Below are 19,930 nucleotides of genomic sequence, written 5' to 3' on the forward strand. Positions count from 1 at the left end.
TCGATACCAGCCCGAAGGCGAAGCTTCGACTTATTTCTTGTCGTTGGCTTCGGCCTTCTTGGTTTCCTCGGCGATCTTGTCGCCAGCCTTGGCGGCGGCGTCACCCGCGGCGTTCACCGTGCCTTCGACGGCGTTGCCGGCGTCCTTGGCGGCGCCTTCGACGGCGGCCCCGGCGTCCTTCGCCGCATCGGCGGTCGCGTCGGCGGCATCGGCCGCGCCCTGAGCGGCCGCATCACCCGCGGCGGCGGCATCGTCGGCGGCCGACGAAGCGGCGTCGGCGGCGGCGTCCTGGGTCTTGTCCGAGCAGGCGGTCAGGCTGAAGGCCGCGGCGGCCATCGAGGCGATGATGATCTTGCGCATGAAATTTCCTTTCAAATCCAATGGCCCGGCGGCCATTGGGGAAAAAGTTTAATCGCGGATCGGCCGCTTGGCAACCGCGCAGCACAGCGACCGCAAGGGAAGATCGCCGCAAAGGAAAGGGGCCGCCGGCGCGTGCCGACGACCCCTGCATTCCTCCGGCCAGAAGCCGAAAAGGCGCTTACTTCTTGGCAGCGTCGACGGCGGCCTTCGCCTGGTCGGTCGCTTCCTTGGCGGCGCCGGCCGCTTCGGCAGCCTTGTCCGTCGCAGCGGCGGTGTCGCCGGCAGCGGCAGCGGCGCCAGCGTCGGTCGCGGCGTCCTTCGCGGTCGCGGCAGCGTCGGCGGCGCCTTCGGCAGCCTGCATCGCGCCATCGGCCGCGCCTTCGACGGTGTCGGTCGCCGGGGTTTCGGTGGTGGTGGCGGCGTTGTCGGCAGCCTTGTCACCGCAAGCGGCCAGGCCCAGCGAGGCAGCGGCGACGAGCGACAGAGTGATCAACTTCTTCATGTGGGAATACCCCTCTCGATTGAACTGATCGACCGGCATGGGAACCCAATCGATCCCGTGAACTTGCCAATCGGCGGCAGAAATACCGCCTCGCCAAGGGGGGTGCAACGCTCTTTTTGCAAATTCGCCCGCCTTTTGTCGCAAATCGACCCACGCCTCATAAAATCGGAGGGGAGGTGCGCGGCTCGGTTGACCGGATATAAAGAAAGCTTTATATCCTATTTCATGGCCGAGCTGCTCGACATTTTTCGCGCCCTTGCGGACCCGACGCGCCTGCGCGTCGTCGCGCTGCTGCGCGAAATGGAACTGGCGATCGGCGAACTCGCCGCGGTGCTCGACCAGAGCCAGCCGCGCGTTTCGCGCCATGTCCGCATCCTTGCCGAGGCCGGGATCGTCGAACGGCGGCGCGAGGGGAGCTGGGTCTTTCTGCGGATCGCGACCGACGGGCCGGTGTCGGGCATCGTCACCCAGGCGGGGGCGTGGCCCTTTTCGGAAGGCGAGTCGCTGGTCATCGCCAACGACGCGCGCCGCCTTGCCGCGGTGCGTGCCGAGCGCGCGGCGGCGGCCGAACGCTATTTCGCCGACCATGCCGCCGAATGGGACGCGATCCGGTCGCGCCATATCGCCGAAAGCGAGGTCGAGGCCGCGATGCTGGCGATGATGGGCGGTCGCGGGCTCGGCCATCTGCTCGACATCGGCACCGGGACCGGCCGGATGGCCGAAATCTTCGCCCCCGCCGCGCACCGCGTCACCGCGCTCGACCGCAGCCCCGAGATGCTCCGCCTCGCGCGCGCCAAGCTTGCCGGGCAGGCGGCGCCGATCGATCTGGTGCAGGGCGATTTCCTCAATCTGCCGCTCGCCGACGCGAGCATCGACAGCATCGTCATCCATCAGGCGCTGCATTTCGCGCACGAACCCGACCGGGTGATCGCCGAGGCGGGGCGGGTGCTGCGCGGCGGCGGGCATCTGCTGATCGTCGATTTCGCGCCGCACGCCGACGAGGAGTTGCGCACGCTCGCCGCGCACGCGCGCCTCGGCTTTTCCGATACCCAGATCGGTGGCTGGTTCGCGGCGGCGGGGCTGGCGCTCGAAAATACGCAGACGCTCGAAGGCGGCGATCTCGCGGTCAAGCTGTGGCTCGGCCGCCGCGCCGGCGACGACAGGCAAGCTCCCCTTTCCAACGACGACAAAAGGCTCGCGGCATGACATCGACCCTCAACTCGCTCGCCGAGGCGCGCCGCGCCGCCGCGACTCCGCTCTTCGCCGATCTGGCGGGCGACATCGGCGTCAGCTTCGAATTCTTCCCGCCCAAGACCGAGAAGATGGAGGCGCAGCTCTGGGACACGTTCCACACGCTCGAACCGCTCGCCCCCAGCTTCGTCTCGGTGACCTATGGCGCGGGCGGTTCGACGCGCGAGCGCACCCATGCGACGGTCGCGCGGATCGCCGCGACGAGCCCGGTGGCGCCCGCCGCGCACCTGACCTGCGTCGAGGCGTCGCGCGCCGAGATCGACGAGGTGGCAGAGGCTTATTGGGAAGCGGGGGTGCGGCATATCGTCGCGCTGCGCGGCGACATGCCCGGCGGCGCGCCCTATCGCGCGCACCCGGAAGGCTACGCCAATGCGATCGAGCTTGTCGCGGGGCTGAAGGCAGTCGCGCCGTTCGATATTTCGGTCGCCGCCTATCCCGAGGTGCATCCCGACGCGTCGTGCGCCGAGGCCGATCTCGATAACCTCAAGCGCAAGCTCGATGCGGGCGCGACCCGCGCGATCACCCAATTCTTCTTCTCGCCCGACGCCTTCCTGCGCTTTCGCGACGCCGCGGCGGCGGCGGGGATCGACGCGCCGATCCTTCCCGGCATCCTGCCGGTGTCGAACGTGTCGCAGACGCGGCGCATGGCCGATATGTGCGGGACGCAAATCCCGGCGTGGATGGTGTCGCTGTTCGACGGGCTCGACGACCATCCCGCCGCACGCCAGCTCGTCGCCGCGACGATCGCCGCCGAAATGTGCCGCCGTCTCTATGCGGGCGGGGTGCGCGATTTCCATTTCTACACGCTCAACCGGGCGGAGCTCAGCTACGCCATCTGCCACCTGTTGGGCCTGCGCCCGAAGGCGGCCCCCGCGACGGAGGAAGCAGCCGCATGAACGCCCGCGAAGCCCTGAAAGCCGCCGCGAAGGAGCGAATCCTGCTGACCGACGGCGGCTGGGGCACCCAGATCCAGCTCCGCAAGCTCGCCGAGAGCGATTATGCGGGAAATCTTGGCCTGTCGCACGACCAGAAGGGCAATAACGACATCCTCGCGCTGACGCGGCCCGATGTCGTGACCGCGATCGGCGAGGCCTATCTTGCCGCGGGGTCGGATATCGTCTCGACCAACACCTTCAGCGCCAACCGGATCAGCCAGGCCGATTACGGCGCCGAGCATCTGGTCGCCGACATCAACCATGAAAGCGCACGGCTGGGGCGCGAGGCGGCGGACAAATTCGAGAAACAAGACGGCCGCCGCCGCTTCGTCGCGGGCGCGGTCGGGCCGACGAACAAGACGCTGTCGCTGTCGCCCGACGTCAATAATCCGGGCTTTCGCGAGATCGACTTCGACGAGTTGAAGGCAGTCTATTTCGATCAGGTTGTCGCGCTCGCCGAGGGCGGGGCGGATTTCATCCTGATCGAGACGATCTTCGACACGCTCAACGCCAAGGCGGGGATCGCCGCGACGCTGGAGGCCGAGGCGAAGGTCGGACGCGAACTGCCGCTGATGATCTCGATGACGCTCACCGACCTTTCGGGCCGCAACCTGTCGGGGCACACGGTCGAGGCTTTCTGGTATGCGGTGCGCCATGCACGGCCGCTGACGATCGGGCTCAACTGTTCGTTCGGCGCGGCGCAGCTTCGCCCGCATGTGCGCGTGCTCTCCGACCTCGCCGACACGCTGGTGATGGTCTATCCGAACGCCGGGCTGCCCAACGAACTCGGCGAATATGACGAGATGCCCGATACGACCGCGGGGCTGGTGCGCGAATGGGCGGCGCACGGGCAGGTCAATATCCTCGGCGGCTGCTGCGGTTCGACCCCCGCGCATATCGCGGCGATGGCGAAGGCTGTCGAAGGCCTCGCGCCGCGGCATGTTCCCGACGTGCCGGTGCGCACGCGGCTGGCGGGGCTGGAGCCGTTCACGATGGCGGCTTTTGCGGCGGCGGCCTCCTGATGGACGACGGACCATCATGGACGATCCGCGAGGCCGGAGCGGATGACGCCGCCGCGCTGGCGCTGATCGGCGCCGCGACCTTCCTCGAAACCTTCGCGGGGATTCTCGACGGCGATGCGATCGTTTCGCATTGCGCCGCGAAGCATTGCGACGCGGCCTATCGTGCCTTGTTGGCCGATGGCGCGCGGGCGTGGCTTGCCGAGGCGCAGCCGGGCGGCGCCCCGATCGGCTTCGCGCTGGTCGGCACGCCCGACCTCGCCGCGGCCGAAGAGGGCGACATCGAGCTCAAGCGCATCTATTCGCTGTCGCGCTTCCACGGCAGCGGGCTGGGCGCCGCGCTGATGCGCGAGGCGGTGGCCGCGGCGCGGGATCATCGTCGCCTGCTCCTCGGCGTCTATGCCCGCAACGAAAGGGCGCTCGCCTTCTATCGCAAGCAGGGTTTCGCCGACATCGGGACGCGCCGGTTCGACGTCGGGGGCAAGCTCTACGACGACCTTGTCCTTGCCCGCCCGCTTGCCCTCTGACCCTTTGCCTTTTGGACCGCCGATGACCGCCTCTCTCTCCTCTTCCTCCTTCGTCAACGTCGGCGAGCGCACCAACGTCACCGGATCGGCGGCGTTCAAGAAGCTGATCCTCGCCGACGATTTCACCGCGGCGGTCGAGGTCGCGCGCCAGCAGGTCGAAAATGGCGCGCAGGTCATCGACGTGAACATGGACGAGGGACTGCTCGACGCGGTGCGCGCGATGACGACCTTCCTCAAGCTGATCGCCGCCGAACCCGACATCGCGCGGGTGCCGGTGATGATCGACAGCTCGAAGTGGGAGGTGATCGAGGCGGGGCTGAAATGCGTGCCGGGCAAGCCGATCGTCAATTCTATCAGCATGAAGGAGGGCGAGGAGCCCTTCCTCGCCCACGCGCGCAAATGCATGGCCTATGGCGCCGCGGTCGTCGTGATGGCGTTCGACGAGGTCGGACAGGCCGACACGAAACAGCGCAAGATCGAGATTTGCGAGCGCGCCTACAAGCTGCTCATGGGCATCGGCTTTCCGCCCGAGGACATCATCTTCGACCCCAATATCTTCGCGATCGCGACGGGGCTGGAAGAGCATGACAATTATGCGGTCGACTTCATCGAGGCGGTGAAGGAAATCCGCGTCCGCTGTCCGCACGTCCATTTCTCGGGCGGGCTGTCCAACCTCTCGTTCGGCTTTCGCGGTAACGAGACGGTGCGCCGCGCGATGCACAGCGTCTTCCTTTATTATGCGATCCCCGCCGGGCTCGACATGGCGATCGTCAATGCGGGGCAGCTCGATGTCTATGACACGATCGATCCCGAACTCAGGAGCGCCTGCGAGGATGTCATCCTCAACCGTAAGGTCGAGGGGGAGGAGGACAGCCCGACCGAACGGCTGATCGTGCTCGCCGAACGCTACAAGGGTAGCAATGCCGCGCAGGAAAAGGCCGCCGAGGAATGGCGCGGGTGGGAGGTGCGCAAGCGGCTCGAACATGCGCTGGTCAAGGGCATCGACGCGCATATCGTTCCCGATACCGAGGAGATGCGCCTCACGATGGACCGCCCGATCGAGGTGATCGAAGGCCCGCTGATGGATGGGATGAACGTCGTCGGCGACCTGTTCGGGTCGGGCAAGATGTTCCTGCCGCAGGTGGTGAAATCGGCGCGCGTGATGAAGAAGGCGGTCGCGCACCTGCTGCCCTTCATTGAGGCGGCGAAGGAGCCCGGAGCGAAGGGCAAGGGCAAGGTCGTGATGGCGACGGTCAAGGGCGACGTCCACGACATCGGCAAGAATATCGTCGGCGTCGTGCTGCAGTGCAACGGCTTCGAAATCGTCGACCTGGGCGTGATGGTGCCCTGGTCGAAGATTTTGGAAGCGGCGAACGAGAATGACGCCGACATGATCGGCCTCAGCGGCCTGATCACGCCGTCGCTCGACGAGATGGTGACGGTGGCCGAGGAGATGCAGCGCGCGGGGATGACGATGCCGCTGCTGATCGGCGGCGCGACGACCTCGAAGGTCCACACCGCGCTGCGTATCGACCCCGCCTATGAAGGGCCGGTGCTGCATGTGCTCGACGCGAGCCGGGCCGTCGGCGTCGCGACTTCGCTGGTCAGCGACACCGGCCGCGATGCGTTCGTCGGGGGCTACAAGGCCGATTACGAGCATATCCGCGAGGTGCGCGCGAACAAGGGGCAGAGCGCGCTGATCCCGATCGAGGATGCGCGCGCCAACGGCTTCACGATCGACGAGCATATCCGGCCATTCCCGCCCGAAAAGCCCGGCGTCCATGCCTTCGACCAGTGGGATCTCGCCGAACTGGTCGAATGGTTCGACTGGACGCCCTTCTTTCGCGCCTGGGAACTCGCGGGCGTCTATCCGGCGATCCTCGACGACGAAATCGTCGGCGAAAGCGCGCGCGGCCTCTTCGCCGACGCGCAGGCGATGCTGGAGAAGATCGTCGGCGAGGGCTGGCTCCACGCGCGCGGGGTCGCGGCGCTGTGGCCGTGTCGCCGCGACGGCGACGATGTGATCATCCACCTCGAAGAAGAGGAGCGCCACGTCCGTCTTCCCTTCCTCCGCCAGCAGATTGCCAAGCGCGAGGGGCGCCCGAACATGTGCCTCGCCGATTTCATCAGCCCCGACGGCGACTGGATCGGCGGCTTTTCTGTGGCGATCCACGGCATCGAGCCGCATCTTGCGCGCTTCAAGGCGGCGCACGACGATTATAGCGACATCCTGCTGAAGGCGCTCGCCGATCGCTTCGCCGAAGCCTTTGCCGAGCGGCTCCACGCGCATGTCCGCACCGACCTCTGGGGCTATTCGCCGGACGAGCAACTGACGCCCGAGGCGATCATCAAGGAGGAATATCGCGGCATCCGCCCGGCGCCCGGCTATCCGGCCTGCCCCGAGCACAGCCTGAAGCGCATCCTGTTCGATCTGCTCGACGCGGGCAACACGTCGGGCGCGACGCTGACCGATCATTTCGCGATGCTGCCGACCGCGGCGGTCTCGGGCTTTTACTTCGGGCATCCCGACGCGAGCTATTTTGGGGTCGCGCGGGTGGGCGAGGATCAGCTTGCCGACTATGCCGAGCGGCGCGGGGTCGATCTTGCAACCGCGACGCGCTGGCTGCGGCCGAATCTGGATTGATCCTCCGTCGCCCCCCGCGGAGGCGACGGTTAAGGACGGTGGCGGCTGTTGTCCGATAAAGGGACAGCGCGCCGGTTAACCAGCTTCGCGAACGACGGACGTCGCCGAAGCTGTTATAAAGCCGCCATGATCCAGACGCTTGCCCGCCGGCCGATGTTGCCGCTGCTCGCCCTTCCGCTGCTCCTTGCGCCGGCACCGCTGCCCGCGCAGACCGGCGGCGCGCCCTATAGTGTCGATGGCCGGGGCTTCACCCGCCTTCAGGATGCGGTCGACGCGATCGGCGATGGCGAGGGGACGATCCGCATCGCGTCCGGCTATCACCGCGACTGCGCGGTCCAGACCGAAGGCCGCGTTGCCTTCGTCGCTGCCGAGCCCGGCCGCGCAGTCTTCGACGGCGTGGTCTGCGAAGGGAAGGCGGCGCTCGTGCTGCGCGGCGCCGGGGCGAAGGTCGATGGTATCGTGTTTCAGAACATGCGCGTCCCCGACGGCAACGGCGCGGGCATCCGCCTCGAAAAGAGCGATCTTGCGGTCGAGAACAGCCTGTTCCGCAGCAGCGAGGAGGGTATTTTGACCGCCGACGACCCGGCGGCGACGCTGACGATCGACCGCTCGACCTTTTCGCGCCTCGGCCGCTGCGACCGCGGGCTGAGCTGCGCGCACAGCGTCTATACCGGCGACTATGGCCGCGTCGTCGTCACCCGCACGCGCTTCGAAAAGGGCAGCGGCGGCCATTATCTCAAGACGCGCGCCGCCGTCGTCGACGTCAGCGACAACAGCTTCGACGACACGCAGGGCAAGGCGACCAATTATATGATCGACCTGCCGGCGGGATCGACCGGGCGGATCGTGAATAATTTGTTCGTGCAGGGGGCCGACAAGGAAAATCACTCGGCCTTTATCGCGGTCGCCGCCGAAGCGCGCGACCATCCCTCGCGCGGCCTCGCCATTTCGGGCAACCGGGCGAGCCTGTCACCCGAGGTAAGCTGGCCGTCGGTGTTCGTCGCCGACTGGAGCGGCGAGCCGCTGGCGATCGGCGCCAACGAGCTGGGAGCGAAGATCACGAGGTTCGAGAAACGCTAGGCCCCAAGAAAGGGGCGAACTTAGGGCGTGATCGTTTTGGTTTGACCCGCTCCGTCATTGCGAGCGAAGCGAAGCAATCTCCAGCTATCTTCCGGCGAGAGTGATAGCTGGAGATTGCTTCGCTTCGCTCGCAATGACGATTCCGGCCGGCACCGCCTTGCGGTCTACGCCTCGCCGCGCGTCTCGATCAGCGAAGCGGCGAGCGCTTCGGCGGGGGTCTTGCCGCCCCATAGCACGAACTGGAACACCGGATAGAAGCGCTCGCATTCGTCGATCGCGCTTTCGATCAGCGTCTCGGCGAGGTCGAGCGGCAGTTGCGCATCGCTGCCGACGAGCATTCCGTGGCGATAGAGGATCGTGCCGCTGTTCGACCATAGCTCGAAATGGCCGAGCCAGAGCTGCTCGTTGATCATCGCCAGCGCTTCGTGCGCGACGGCGCGCTTGTCCTCGACGACGCGGATGTCGGGGAAGGTGAGCAACTGGATCACCCCGTCCTCGGGACGCCAAACCGCACGCAGCTCATAGGCGGTCCAGCTTCCCTGCGCGGTCGCGACGATCTCGTCCTCGCCGACCATCTCGTGCGGCCAGTCGTGCGCGGCGAAATAGGAGGCGATCATGTCGATCGGCGCCGCTTCCTGGCCGTCCTCGTCGTCGTAGATATCGTCACTCATGCGGGGGCCTTTAGCGGGTGTTGCGGCAGGTGGCGAGTCTGCAGCCCGCATAGGGCAGGTGATCCCGGCGAAGCCTGTCCCGAGCGCCTGCAAGGCAGTCGAGGGGGCCGGGATCTCGCCGGTGAAAACATCCGAAAGGTCGAGACCCCGGCCTTCGCCGGAGTGACGATCATTTTTTGGGTGCGGCCTTCGGTTTCGCCGCCGGCTTCGGTGCCGCCTTGGGCGCCGCGGCGGGCTTGGCCGCGCCCTCCAGCTTGTCCAGCCGCGCCTTCAGCGCTTCGGCTTCGGCACGTGCCTTGGCGGCCATTTCCTTCACCGCCTCGAACTCCTCGCGGCTGACGAAGTCCATGCGGCCGACGAATTCCTTGGCGCGCTCGCGCATCGCGGCCTCGGCCTCGCGGCCGGCGCCCGCGACGGTGCCGGCGATGCCGTTCACCATCTTCGCCAGATCGTCGAAAAAGCGGTTCTCGCTCTGCATTTTCAAAATTCCTTCGTCGGGGAGATGATCCCTTGCCTCACCCTATCTGGGTGCTGGCGGCGGCGGGGACAAGGGTTTCGGCGTCGGGATTGCGCTGGTCGATCTGGAAATTGAGGGTCGCGGCGAACAGGAGCCACGCCATATAGGGGACGAGCAGCCACGCCGCGGCCTTGCGGATCGGCGCGAAGGCAAAGGCGGTCGCGACGGTCACCATCAGAATGAAGATGATCAGATAGAGCGCCGTCGTCACCTGATGCGCACCGAAGAAGAGCGGCGACCAGGCGAAATTGGCGACGAGCTGGACGAAGAAGAGCAGCAGCGCGAACCCGCGCCCCTTCGCGCCACGCGCGTGCAGGACCATCGCGAGCGCCAGGCCGAGGCCGATATAAAGGAGCGGCCAGACGACCGCGAACACCCAGCCCGGCGGCGTGATGGCGGGCAGGTTGAGCGCCGCGAACCAGCGGTTGCCGTAGCCGCTGTTCGACAGCAGCCCGGACAGGCTGCCGATCAGCACGATCGCCGGCACGGTCACCATCGCCCAGCGCCAATAGGACATACGGAGCTGGTCGGGCGTGGCAATCTCGCTCATGCTTGGCTGGTCCCCTTTCGCGATTCTGCGGGTTACAGGTGTTGCGGCTGGAATTTGCGCCGTCAAGCGGCTCGCTTCGTCGCGGCGATCAGAAATTCGACATTGCCCTCGGGCCCGGTGATCGGGCTTTCGACCAGATCGAGGACCGTCCAGCCTTCGCGCGTCAACCAATCGCGGACCTCGGCGCACACCCGCTGATGCACCGCTGCGTCGCGGACAACGCCTTTTTTGCCGACCTCGTGCCGCGCGGCCTCGAACTGCGGCTTGATCAGCGCGACCAGCCGCGCGCCGTCCTTTGCAAAGGACAGCGGCACCGGCAGCACCTTCGACAAGGCGATGAAGCTCGCGTCGCAGACGATCAGGTCGACAGGTTCGGAGATATGCTCGGCGGTCAGGATGCGCGCGCTCGTCTGTTCGTGAACGATGACGCGATCGTCCTGCCGCAGCTTCCACGCGAGCTGGTTGGTGCCCGAGTCCACCGCATAGACCCGCGCGGCGCCGCGGCTCAGCAATACGTCGGTGAAACCGCCGGTCGACGAGCCGACGTCGATTGCGACCGCGTCCGCCACGTCCCAGCCGAGATGCGTGAGCGCATGGTCGAGCTTGATCCCGCCGCGCGACACCCACGGATGATCGCGGCCCTTGACGCTGATGGCGGCATCATCGGCGATCTGCTGCCCCGCCTTGTCGATCTTGCGGTCGCCGACGAAGGCCAGCCCCGCGAGAATCAGCGCCTGCGCGCGCGTGCGGCTCTCGGCCAGCCCGCGATCGACGAGCAACTGGTCGGCGCGCTGCTTGGCCATCATATTTTCCCCGTCATTGCGAGGAGCGTAGCGACGAAGCAATCTCCAGCCATCGTCCCGCCTTGCCGATGGCTGGAGATTGCTTCGCGCAGTTTATCCTGAGCGCCTGCAAGGCAGGCGAAGGGCTCGCAATGACGATGGAGGAGGATCACCGTCCTTCCGCCTTGTCGGCGAGCAGTCCCGGCGTCAGGATTTGCGGCAATATCTCCGCCTGCGCCGCGCCCGGCGCATACCAGAGGTAGAGCGGCACGCTGTTGCGGCCATGCTCGGCCAGCGTGCGGGTGATGACCGGATCGCCATTGGTCCAGTCGCCGACGAGCGTGACGACGCCCTTCCGCCTGAAGGCGTCCCGCACCGCTTCGCGATTGATCGCGCCCGCCTCGTTCGCCTTGCACGACAGGCACCAGTCGGCGGTGAAATAGACGAAGACGGGCTTGCCTGATGCGCGGGCCTTGGCGAGCGCGGTGGGGGTAAAACTATCGCCCGATGCCGCCGCCGACGGCGCGCCTCGATCGGTCCAGCCGCCATCGACCTGCCGCCACAGCAGCACGGCCAGCGCGAGCGCGGTCAGCGCCATCGGCAACGCCATCCACTTGCGGAATGTCGCCATCCACGGCCCCGGTTTCGGCAGGCGGTTGCGCAGCGCCGGGACGAAGCCGATGGCGAGGAAGGGCAACGCCAGACCCAACCCGAGCCCGCCGAAGATTGGCAGCGCCGCCCATGCGGGCAGCACCAGCGTCGCGCCGAGCGCCGCACCGAGCAAAGGCCCGCTGCACGGAGTCGCGACGAAGGCGGCGAGCGCACCGGTCCAGAAACCGCCCGCCGCGCCGCCCTGATTCGCCAGCTTTTGCCCGCCGCCGAAGGAGGGCAGTTCATAGGCGCCGAGTAGGTTGAGGGTGATCGCGACGGCGAGGATGAGAAGCAGCAGGACGCTCACCGGATGCTGCAACTGGAACGCCCACCCGACCTGCTCGCCCGCTGCGCGCAGGCCGAGAAGAAGGCCCCCGAGCGCGAGGCAGACGAGCACCGCCCCGGCGGTATAGGCGACCGCCTCGACTTTCGCCGTGCGTGCATCGCCGCCCGAGCGGGCAAGGCTCAGCGCCTTGAGGCTGAGGATCGGAAAGACGCAGGGCATCAGGTTGAGGATGAGGCCGCCGAGAATTGCGCCGCCGAGTGCGGCCCAGAACAGCCCCATGTCGATCCCGCCCGATGCGGTGGCGATCGGCTTACCGGAAACGCTGACCGCGCCGGGCTCGAAACGGACGGTCAGCCCGCGTCCGTCGGACAGTTTGAGCAGGCCTTGCACCGGCCCCGCCGCGTCGCCCTTCGCCCTGGTCTCGACGATGATCCAGTCGCCGTTGCGGCTGAAGCTCTGCGCGGCGGGATAATCGACGACATTTGGGGTTTCGAGGAACAGGTGCGGCGCGTCGAGCGCCGCGCCCGCGGGCAGCGGGACGCCGAACCGCACCGTGTCGCCCTTGCGCTCCCACGCCCCGGCGCGGTCGAGCGGTTGCGGCAGGCGCGCGCGCCAGGCGTCGAAGCGGGTGCGCTCGGCCGCCGCGATCTGGCCGTCGCCCGCCTTCAGCGCGACCGAGATCACCGCCTTTTCGGGGACGCACACCTTGTCGGTGCAGGCGAGCCAGTTGGCGAGGCCGGTCAGCGTCAGGTCGGTGCCCGGCGTGACGCCTTTGTCGACGCGGACGTCGGCGAGCAGCGCATAGGGATGCTCGTAGACATGATTCATCATCCCGAACAGGATCAGCGCCTCGGGCACCGGATAGCGGAAGGGGGTGACCGTCACCCCCTCGGGCGCATTCCATTCGACCTGCAGCCCGAAGCCTGCATCGCCGCCGTTCAGCCAATAGCCGTGCCAGCCCTTTTCGGGCGCCATCGTCAGCGCGATCGCGGTGATTCCGCCCGGCGCAGGCGTGGCGGACTCGGCGACGAGCTTCGCTGCGATATGCGGCGCCTGCGCTCGCGCGGGGGCGATTGTCAGCGTCACGAGTGCCAGCAGCGCCAGCGCGGCGCGCCAAAATGTCACAATCCCATGCCTGTGCAAATCCACTGTCCGCCCGCCGCCGTTCGTCTCGTCAAGGCTTGCCATATAGGCGGCTTTCGCCGAGAGGACAGCCCGCGCCGACGCCCCTTACCGGAGAAGCTGCCCCGTGACGTTCAAATATCTCGCCACCGCCCTTGCCGCCACCCTCTCGATCGCCGCCACGGGCGCCGTTCTGGCGCAGGATTCGGCCGCGCCCGTTGCCCCCGCGCCCGTTGCCAAGGTGACCGCGGCCACCCCCGCGCCAAAGCTGGTCATCGCCATCTCGGTCGATCAGTTCTCGGCCGACCTCTTCGCCGAATATCGCAGCCATTTCACCGGCGGCCTCGCGCGGCTCGCGTCGGGCGTCGTCTTCCCCTCGGGCTATCAGGCGCATGGCGCGACCGAAACCTGCCCCGGCCATTCGACGATCCTGACCGGCAATCATCCCGCACACACCGGCATCATCGCGAATAATTTCTTCGACCTGTCGGCCGCGCGCGCCGACAAGCGCCTCTATTGCGCCGAGGACGAGACCGTCCCCGACACCAGCTCGAAGAAATATGCGGCGTCGGTCAATCACCTGATGGTCGCGACGCTCGGCGACTGGATGAAGGCCGCTAATCCGAAGGCGCAGGTCGTATCGGTCGCGGGCAAGGACCGCGCCGCGATCATGATGGGCGGGCGCAAGGCCGACGAGCTGATGTGGCTCTTTCCCGGCGGGCTGACCAGCTATCGCGGCACCACACTGTCGCCGATCGCGCAGCAGGCGAGCGCCGCGATCGCCGCCGCGATCGCCGCGCCGCGCCCCGCGCTGGCGCTTCCCGCCGATTGCGTGTCGCACGACATCGCCATCCCCATCGGCGATAAGGGCGCCACCGTCGGCACCTGGCATTTTCAGCGCGACGGCGGCGATTTCCGCCGCTTCATGGCGTCGCCCGAAGCCGACGGCGCCGTCCTCGCCGCGGGCGCCGCGCTCCGCGCCGCGCGCAAGATGGGCGAGGGCGATACCACCGACCTGTTGATCCTCGGCCTGTCGGCGACCGACTATATCGGCCATGGCACCGGCACCGAAGGCAGCGAGATGTGCATGCAGATGCTCGCGCTCGACCGCCAGCTCGGCGATTTCTTCGCGCGGCTCGACGCGACGGGGATCGATTATATGGTGATGCTGACCGCCGATCACGGCGGCCACGACCTGCCCGAGCGCAATCGCCAGAACGCCTGGCCGGCCGCCGAGCGCGTCGAGAAATCGCTCGATCCCGATGCGATGGGCCAGGCGGTTGCCGAAAAGCTCGGCCTGCCGCAGCCCTTGCTCTACAGCGACGGTCCTTTCGGCGACATGTATCTGTCGAAGGCGCTGACCGCGGCGCAGCGCAAGGCGGCGATGGCCGAGCTGGTCGCGCGCTTCAAGGCGCATCGCCAGGTCGAGACGGTGGTGACCGGCGAGGAACTGGCCGCGCGGCCGATCTCGAAACAGTCGCCCGACACCTGGAGCCTGCTCGACAAGCTCCGCGCCTCCTATAATCCGCAGCGGTCGGGCGATTTCATCGTCGTCCTGAAACCGCGCGTGACGCCGATCGCCGAATCGGGCATGGGCTATGTCGCGACGCACGGGTCGGTGTGGGATTATGACCGGCGGGTGCCGATGCTGTTCTGGCGCAAGGGACTCACCGGGTTCGAGCAACCGAATGCCGTGATGACGGTGGACATTCTCCCGACGCTCGCGGCGGTGATCGGGGTGTCGCTCGACGCGGACAAGATCGACGGCCGCTGCCTCGACCTCCTCTCGGGGCCCGAGAGCAGTTGTCGCTAGAGCGAAGAAGAAAAGGGACCATGAGCAAGACTTTGCGGAATTTCGGCGGCCGGCTGCTGCTGGTCGGGTGCGGGAATATGGCGGGCGCGATGCTCGATCGCTGGCTCGCCGCCGGGCTCGACCCGGCGTCGGTCGCGATCGTCGATCCCTTCGCGGCCCCGCGCGCGGGAATCGCGCATTTCGCATCGCTGGCCGAATGGAAGGACACCGGCACCGGCGCCGACTGGGTCATGCTCGGCATGAAGCCGCAGCAGCTCGGCGAGGTCGCGGCCGACCTCGCGCCGATCGCGACGGGCGGGGTCCATCTGCTGTCGATCCTCGCCGGCGTGTCGCTCGCCGATCTCGCGGCGCGCTTCCCCGAGGCACGGGCGCAGGTGCGCATCCTGCCAAATCTTGCGGCGCGCATCGGCGCGGGCGTGTCGGCGGTCGCCAGCGCCGGGGATGCCGATGAGGCGGCGGTGACGGCGCTGCTGACCCCGCTCGGCACCGTGGTGCCGCTCGCCGACGACACGGCGATGGATCTCGTCACCGCCTTCACCGGCAGCGGCCCCGCCTTCGTCTTTCGCCTGATCGAATCCTATGCCGCGGCGGGCGAACGCCTCGGCCTATCGGCCGACGATGCGCAGAAGCTCGCGATGGCGACCTTCGGCGGCTCGACTGCGCTGCTCGAGGGCAGCGGTGAAAAGCCCGGCACGCTGATCGCGCAGGTCGCGAGCAAGGGCGGGACGACGCAGGCGGGGCTCGACGTGCTCGACGAGGACGGCCAACTCGCGGCGCTGTTCACCAATGTGCTGCGCGCGGCGCGCGACCGTGGCCGCGAGCTTGCGGATATTGCGCGCGGCGACGCTTAGCCTTCGTTCCCCAGCTTCGCCACCCGCTCGCGCTCGCGCGGGGGCATCAGCGCTTCGCTGACCTGCCAGAAGCCGGTCACCGCCTGCTGCCCGGCATGGGTATAGGCGCGGCTCATCGCGTCGCGGAGCTGCTGGAAGATCGCGGCCTCGACCGCGCGGCCGCCGGGGGTGAGGCGCAGTTCCTTCTGCCGCCGGTCGCGGCCGCCGGGGCGCGTCGTCAGATAGTCGCGCGCCTCGAGCTCCTTGATCACCCGCCCGAGCGACTGCTTGGTGATGCCGAGCAGCGCGAGCAGGTCCGAAATCGTGATTCCCGGCGCACGCGCGATGAAATAGAGCGAGCGGTAATGCGCGCGCCCGAGCGCATGTTCGGCAAGCCGCGCGTCGATCGCGCGCCACAGCGCGCCATGGCCGAAAAACAGATATTCGATGCCGCGGCGCACCTCGGCCTCGCGCAAGAAAAGGGCAGAGGCGGCGGGAACCTGTGAAAGAAAATTTTCATCATCCATGGTCGCTACCGTTGCGCTCGGCGCCTGCCTTTGGCAAGAGGCGCGCATCTCTCATCCCTGAGTCACATCCCGAATAACAAGGGTTTCCGTCATGCTTGCTCCCGCCTTCGCCCGCCTTCCGCATCCCAATCCGACGGCGGACGACGTACGCGCGGCGGCGATCGCCGATCCGCAGTTCGGGCGCATCTTCACCGACCATATGGTGTCGATCCGCTACAAGGAGGGGATCGGCTGGCACGACGCGAAGGTGATGCCGCGCGGGCCGCTGTCGCTCGATCCCGCGACCGCGGTGCTCCATTATGCGCAGGAAATCTTCGAGGGGCTGAAGGCCTATCGCCTCGACGACGGTTCGATGGCGCTGTTCCGGGCCGAGGCCAACGCCGCGCGCTTCAACGCCAGCGCGCGCCGCATGGCGATGGCCGAACTGCCCGAGGAATTGTTCATCGCGGCGGTCAGGGAAGCCGTCGCCGCCGACGCCGACTGGTTCCCGCCGGTCGCGGGCGGCGCGCTCTATCTTCGCCCCTTCATGTATGCGAGCGAGGTGTTTCTGGGCGTCAAGCCGGCGTCCGAATATCATTTCCTCGTCATCGTCTCGCCGGTCGGCAATTATTTCAAGTCGGGCGCGCCCGCGGTGTCGCTGTGGGTGTCGGAGGATTATACCCGCGCCGCGCCGGGCGGCACCGGTGCCGCCAAATGCGGCGGCAACTATGCCGCGAGCCTCGTCGCGCAGAGCGAGGCGATCGCCAAGGGGCACGACCAGGTCGTCTTCCTCGACGCTGCCGAGCATCGCTGGATCGAGGAACTGGGCGGCATGAACATGTTCTTCGTCATGGACGATGGCAGCATCGTCACGCCGCCGCTGACCGGCACGATCCTGCCCGGCATCACCCGCGACGCGCTGATCACGTTGGCGAAGGACGCCGGGCTGACGGTGCGCGAGGAGCGCTATGCGATCGACCAGTGGCAGGCCGACGCGGAAAGCGGCCGCCTCACCGAAAGCTTCGCCTGCGGCACCGCCGCGGTGGTGACCCCGGTCGGCAAGGTGACGCGCGGCGAGAGCAGCTTCACGATCGGCGCCGGCGGCCCCGGCCAGGTCACGAACATGCTCAAGGACCGGTTGGTGAGCATCCAGCGCGGTCTGGCGGCAGACCCCCACGGCTGGGTCACGCGGCTTTAACCCCTTTCTTGCAATCGCCGGCGCCGCGCTATAGAGCGCGCGTCGCACCGGCCGTTGGGGCGTCGCCAAGCGGTAAGGCAGCGGCTTTTGATGCCGCCATTCGCAGGTTCGAATCCTGCCGCCCCAGCCAGCCGGTGCTGTGCCTCAGCCAAGGGACGGAAAACCCCAGGTTTCTCCCTTAACTGAGCAAGGCCGACCATCGCAGTGGCATCAATTGCTACCAGTGGGTGGAGCCAGTGCCTGATGCCAGCAATCGAAAATGTGAACCGTCGCGGGGCCACCTACTGGTGGCGTCGCCGGGTGCGCTTCGTTGGACGGCTTGAACGTCCTATAACCATCGTAACAACGGTCAGCCTTTTGACGAAGGACCAGTCGGTCGCGCGACGGCGCGCGGTCGCGATGACCAGCCGAAGCGAGGTTGTGCGAATGAGCTTATACGAACGGATCGAGCAGGAAGGACTGACCAGCGAGCAGGTGAACCATCTCTTTCGAGAGGAGATGGTGCGGTATCGCAACATGCTGGCGCATCAGTTGGCGGTGATCGAGAAGGACGGTGAGGGCAATGTCACCGCTCGCTTCCACCAGATGCTCTCGATCTATGCAGCGTTTAACGGCGATTTCATCGCAAATGGCTTCGACGACTATATGGGCATCGATTACATCGGGTCATTCGACAAGCGCTTTCCGTCGCTGGACGAAGAGGCCCGCGCCAATCTTTATGCGATGCTTTCCCAAGCCGGCGATGTTCCCGGCAATTTGCTGAATGAGGCAAAGGCATTGCTGGAGCGGCTCGGCATCGAGCCAGCGGCTGACCGAATCGAAATTGCCCGGCAGGTCATGTGTGGGGCACGGTTGACGGCCGCGGCAACCTACGACAGCCCCGAGGTTCGGGCGATCGAACACAGCTTGGCGCTGATGAACGCGCTCGGGCGAGCGCCTCTGCAGACTTCGATGCCTCCCCCGATCTCCGCCCCTGCGCCTCCAAACGCGTGGAACGCCAGCACCATTGTGCCTGCGTCAGCGTCGACACTCACCGATGTGCAGACCCATTATGCCACCCTTAGCCCGGTGCAGGCAGTAGAAAAATATATGGAGCTGAAACCAAAGGCGCGCGGACGGGAAGATGCGCCGGTCCTGGCCGAGGGTGCGAACCCCAAAAAGCGCAAGTCGCAGCCGAAGGTCTGGGGCGCCAGCCAGAAGCGCCAGTTCAAGGCCGCGCCCTTTCTGTTCGGCAAGTCAAATAATGGCAAGGCCATGGCAGCAACATGCCAGGAAGACCTGAACCAGTTTTACGACCTGTTGAACCGGTTACCGTCGTCGCATCATAAGTCGCCTCGACACGAAGCGATGTCGCTGGAGGAAATTTGCAGCGAGGCGCTCGATCGTCTTACTGAAGAAGAGGAGCGCGGCGAAGAAATCTCGTTCGCGATTGGCCTCGACGTAGGAACCATCAATCGTCATTTCGCCAACCTCAAGAGATTGTGTGCGTGGCTTGCGACGAAAACGCCAATGGCGCCTCTCGATTTTTCAGATTTTATCCTCGATGAGGACGACAGGGACGAGCGCGACGAGCGCGACCCCTATACGATTGCGCAGGGTGAAGAATTGTTTCGTCTCGGCATCTGGACCGGCGGTACGGGCGTCGATTTGCCTCAGCGTTTGTCCGTGACGCCGGGAGGCTCGATTTGGCACGACGCAGCCTATTGGGTCATGCCGCTGGTCTGGTATTCAGGTATGCGGCGCGAGGAAGCTTGTAAGCTTTTGGTCGATGATATCGGCGAAGAAGACGGTATCTTTTTTGTCAACATCAGGAAAACTTCTGCGGGCGGCGTCAAGAACGCGACCAGCGTTCGTAAGATTCCTGTTTGCGAAGAGCTGCGTCGCTTGGGCTTCATGCATTATGTCCAAGCCATGAAGGAAGCTGGCGAGCAGTACCTCTTTCCAGAAATCCAACCCGGTCGCACAGGGCGTGCGCTGGGAGATGTATTTTTCAAAAATATATGGCTTCACATTAAGCCACGTCTGAAACTCGTAAAGCCGGGACAGGCGGTTCACAGCGGTCGGCATATGGTCAGCACTGAATTGAAGATGTTGCAGACATTCGAAGAATTTCGGTCGGATCTTCTCGGTCAGAAGCATGGCGGCGAAAATGCCAACCGATACGCGAGCGCCACACGCCTCCAGATCCTGCTTGATGTCGTGAACCAGATACCCAAAGTGACCGCCCATCTGCAAGATACCGTAGAAATCCGGTTGCTACCCGTTTGCATGCGCGGCGCGCGGCCAACTCGCGAGAGCGCCGGGCGGCGCAAGCGCGGTTGACACCATGTCGGACTAAATATCGAATAGTCGCTGGGTGGCTAAGCCATCGTTTACGGCTGCTATGCGCCTGATTTAAGACGTAGCCGGCCACGTAATGGGAAGCCCGTTAGCGGACATTTGTTGACAGCGGCAAATCGCTGCTGCGGCCAAATCTGTCTCGCTCATGCTGGCGCGAAGGAGCTTAACCCTAAGGCCTGACCTTGCTCCCAGAAAGCAGGGGCGATCGAATACTCTCTAGCTATCTGAGATCTATGTTTGCGAGCCGCCAGTATGGAATCGGGCAGAGCTGGTAGAGGAACTCGCCGCCAGGCTAATATCAATATAGGAATAATCATGAACCGTCTTGTGGCAGGGCGAAGGCAAA

18 protein-coding genes and 1 tRNA gene are annotated in these 19,930 nt (G+C 66.2%); 11 read left to right on the plus strand and 8 right to left on the minus strand.

Going from position 1 to position 19,930, the window contains the following annotated elements; genetic code table 11:
• Positions 1-30: 30 nt before the first annotated feature.
• Together VHO04_RS03105 and VHO04_RS03110 are read right to left on the minus strand one after the other, a co-directional pair.
• Positions 31-360 carry an entericidin EcnAB gene (locus tag VHO04_RS03105; RefSeq protein WP_257544328.1) on the minus strand — a complete coding sequence of 110 codons (330 nt, stop codon included), beginning with the start codon at positions 358-360 and terminating at the stop codon, positions 31-33.
• Between the two features lie 178 nt (positions 361-538).
• Positions 539-862 (minus strand): hypothetical protein, encoded by a 324-nt coding sequence (locus tag VHO04_RS03110; protein ID WP_257544326.1) that lies wholly within the window; start codon positions 860-862, stop codon positions 539-541.
• 225 nt (positions 863-1,087) lie between these two features.
• Between VHO04_RS03110 and VHO04_RS03115 the strand changes: the two genes are divergently transcribed.
• The 6 genes from VHO04_RS03115 to VHO04_RS03140 all read left to right on the plus strand — a co-directional run bounded on the left by VHO04_RS03115 (position 1,088) and on the right by VHO04_RS03140 (position 8,318).
• On the plus strand, positions 1,088-2,068 hold the full coding sequence (locus VHO04_RS03115; protein WP_329626990.1) for a metalloregulator ArsR/SmtB family transcription factor: 981 nt from the start codon (positions 1,088-1,090) through the stop codon (positions 2,066-2,068).
• On the plus strand, positions 2,065-3,009 hold the full coding sequence (metF, locus tag VHO04_RS03120; protein WP_329626991.1) for a methylenetetrahydrofolate reductase: 945 nt from the start codon (positions 2,065-2,067) through the stop codon (positions 3,007-3,009). The genes VHO04_RS03115 and metF overlap by 4 nt, the downstream gene beginning before the upstream one ends.
• Positions 3,006-4,070: a homocysteine S-methyltransferase family protein gene (locus tag VHO04_RS03125; RefSeq protein WP_329626992.1), complete on the plus strand. Its 1,065-nt coding sequence runs from the start codon at positions 3,006-3,008 to the stop codon at positions 4,068-4,070. The genes metF and VHO04_RS03125 overlap by 4 nt, the downstream gene beginning before the upstream one ends.
• The gene (locus tag VHO04_RS03130) at positions 4,070-4,594 is read left to right on the plus strand and encodes an N-acetyltransferase (protein WP_329626993.1); all 525 of its coding nucleotides are present in this window, start codon (positions 4,070-4,072) and stop codon (positions 4,592-4,594) included. The genes VHO04_RS03125 and VHO04_RS03130 overlap by 1 nt, the downstream gene beginning before the upstream one ends.
• Positions 4,595-4,616: 22 nt before the next feature.
• Entirely contained in the window at positions 4,617-7,238 is a 2,622-nt protein-coding gene (gene metH, locus VHO04_RS03135) for a methionine synthase (RefSeq protein WP_329626994.1), read from the plus strand.
• 126 nt (positions 7,239-7,364) lie between these two features.
• On the plus strand, positions 7,365-8,318 hold the full coding sequence (locus VHO04_RS03140) for a right-handed parallel beta-helix repeat-containing protein (protein ID WP_329626995.1): 954 nt from the start codon (positions 7,365-7,367) through the stop codon (positions 8,316-8,318).
• Between the two features lie 164 nt (positions 8,319-8,482).
• Here the strand turns inward: VHO04_RS03140 and VHO04_RS03145 are convergent, their stop codons facing one another.
• The 5 genes from VHO04_RS03145 to VHO04_RS03165 form a co-directional block, all read right to left on the minus strand.
• On the minus strand, positions 8,483-8,989 hold the full coding sequence (locus tag VHO04_RS03145; protein ID WP_329626996.1) for a YbjN domain-containing protein: 507 nt from the start codon (positions 8,987-8,989) through the stop codon (positions 8,483-8,485).
• A 169-nt stretch (positions 8,990-9,158) separates the two neighbouring features.
• Positions 9,159-9,467 (minus strand): accessory factor UbiK family protein, encoded by a 309-nt coding sequence (locus VHO04_RS03150; RefSeq protein ID WP_329626997.1) that lies wholly within the window; start codon positions 9,465-9,467, stop codon positions 9,159-9,161.
• Positions 9,468-9,504: 37 nt separating this feature from the next.
• Positions 9,505-10,056, minus strand: coding sequence for a TspO/MBR family protein (locus VHO04_RS03155; protein ID WP_329626998.1), 552 nt, complete (start codon positions 10,054-10,056; stop codon positions 9,505-9,507).
• Positions 10,057-10,118: 62 nt separating this feature from the next.
• Positions 10,119-10,859: a TlyA family RNA methyltransferase gene (locus VHO04_RS03160; protein ID WP_329627018.1), complete on the minus strand. Its 741-nt coding sequence runs from the start codon at positions 10,857-10,859 to the stop codon at positions 10,119-10,121.
• A 148-nt stretch (positions 10,860-11,007) separates the two neighbouring features.
• The gene (locus tag VHO04_RS03165) at positions 11,008-12,900 is read right to left on the minus strand and encodes a protein-disulfide reductase DsbD family protein (protein WP_329626999.1); all 1,893 of its coding nucleotides are present in this window, start codon (positions 12,898-12,900) and stop codon (positions 11,008-11,010) included.
• Between the two features lie 124 nt (positions 12,901-13,024).
• Between VHO04_RS03165 and VHO04_RS03170 the strand changes: the two genes are divergently transcribed.
• Together VHO04_RS03170 and proC are read left to right on the plus strand one after the other, a co-directional pair.
• Positions 13,025-14,710, plus strand: a complete 1,686-nt coding sequence (locus VHO04_RS03170; RefSeq protein ID WP_329627000.1) for an alkaline phosphatase family protein — start codon at positions 13,025-13,027, stop codon at positions 14,708-14,710.
• 20 nt (positions 14,711-14,730) lie between these two features.
• Positions 14,731-15,561, plus strand: coding sequence for a pyrroline-5-carboxylate reductase (gene proC / locus VHO04_RS03175; RefSeq protein WP_329627001.1), 831 nt, complete (start codon positions 14,731-14,733; stop codon positions 15,559-15,561).
• Here proC and VHO04_RS03180 read toward each other — a convergent pair.
• The gene (locus VHO04_RS03180) at positions 15,558-16,067 is read right to left on the minus strand and encodes a MarR family winged helix-turn-helix transcriptional regulator (RefSeq protein ID WP_329627002.1); all 510 of its coding nucleotides are present in this window, start codon (positions 16,065-16,067) and stop codon (positions 15,558-15,560) included. The genes proC and VHO04_RS03180 overlap by 4 nt on opposite strands.
• Positions 16,068-16,158: 91 nt before the next feature.
• On the opposite strand from VHO04_RS03180, the gene VHO04_RS03185 reads away from it, so the two are divergent.
• From VHO04_RS03185 to VHO04_RS03195, 3 genes are all read left to right on the plus strand, one after another.
• Entirely contained in the window at positions 16,159-17,244 is a 1,086-nt protein-coding gene (locus tag VHO04_RS03185) for a branched-chain amino acid aminotransferase (RefSeq protein WP_329627003.1), read from the plus strand.
• 55 nt (positions 17,245-17,299) lie between these two features.
• A tRNA-Gln gene (locus VHO04_RS03190) sits at positions 17,300-17,374 on the plus strand.
• Between the two features lie 113 nt (positions 17,375-17,487).
• Positions 17,488-19,566 (plus strand): phage integrase, encoded by a 2,079-nt coding sequence (locus tag VHO04_RS03195; protein ID WP_011540389.1) that lies wholly within the window; start codon positions 17,488-17,490, stop codon positions 19,564-19,566.
• The last annotated feature ends 364 nt before the right edge of the window (positions 19,567-19,930 follow it).

This window comes from Sphingopyxis sp., assembly GCF_036261875.1.
Taxonomy (GTDB): Bacteria; Pseudomonadota; Alphaproteobacteria; order Sphingomonadales; family Sphingomonadaceae; genus Sphingopyxis.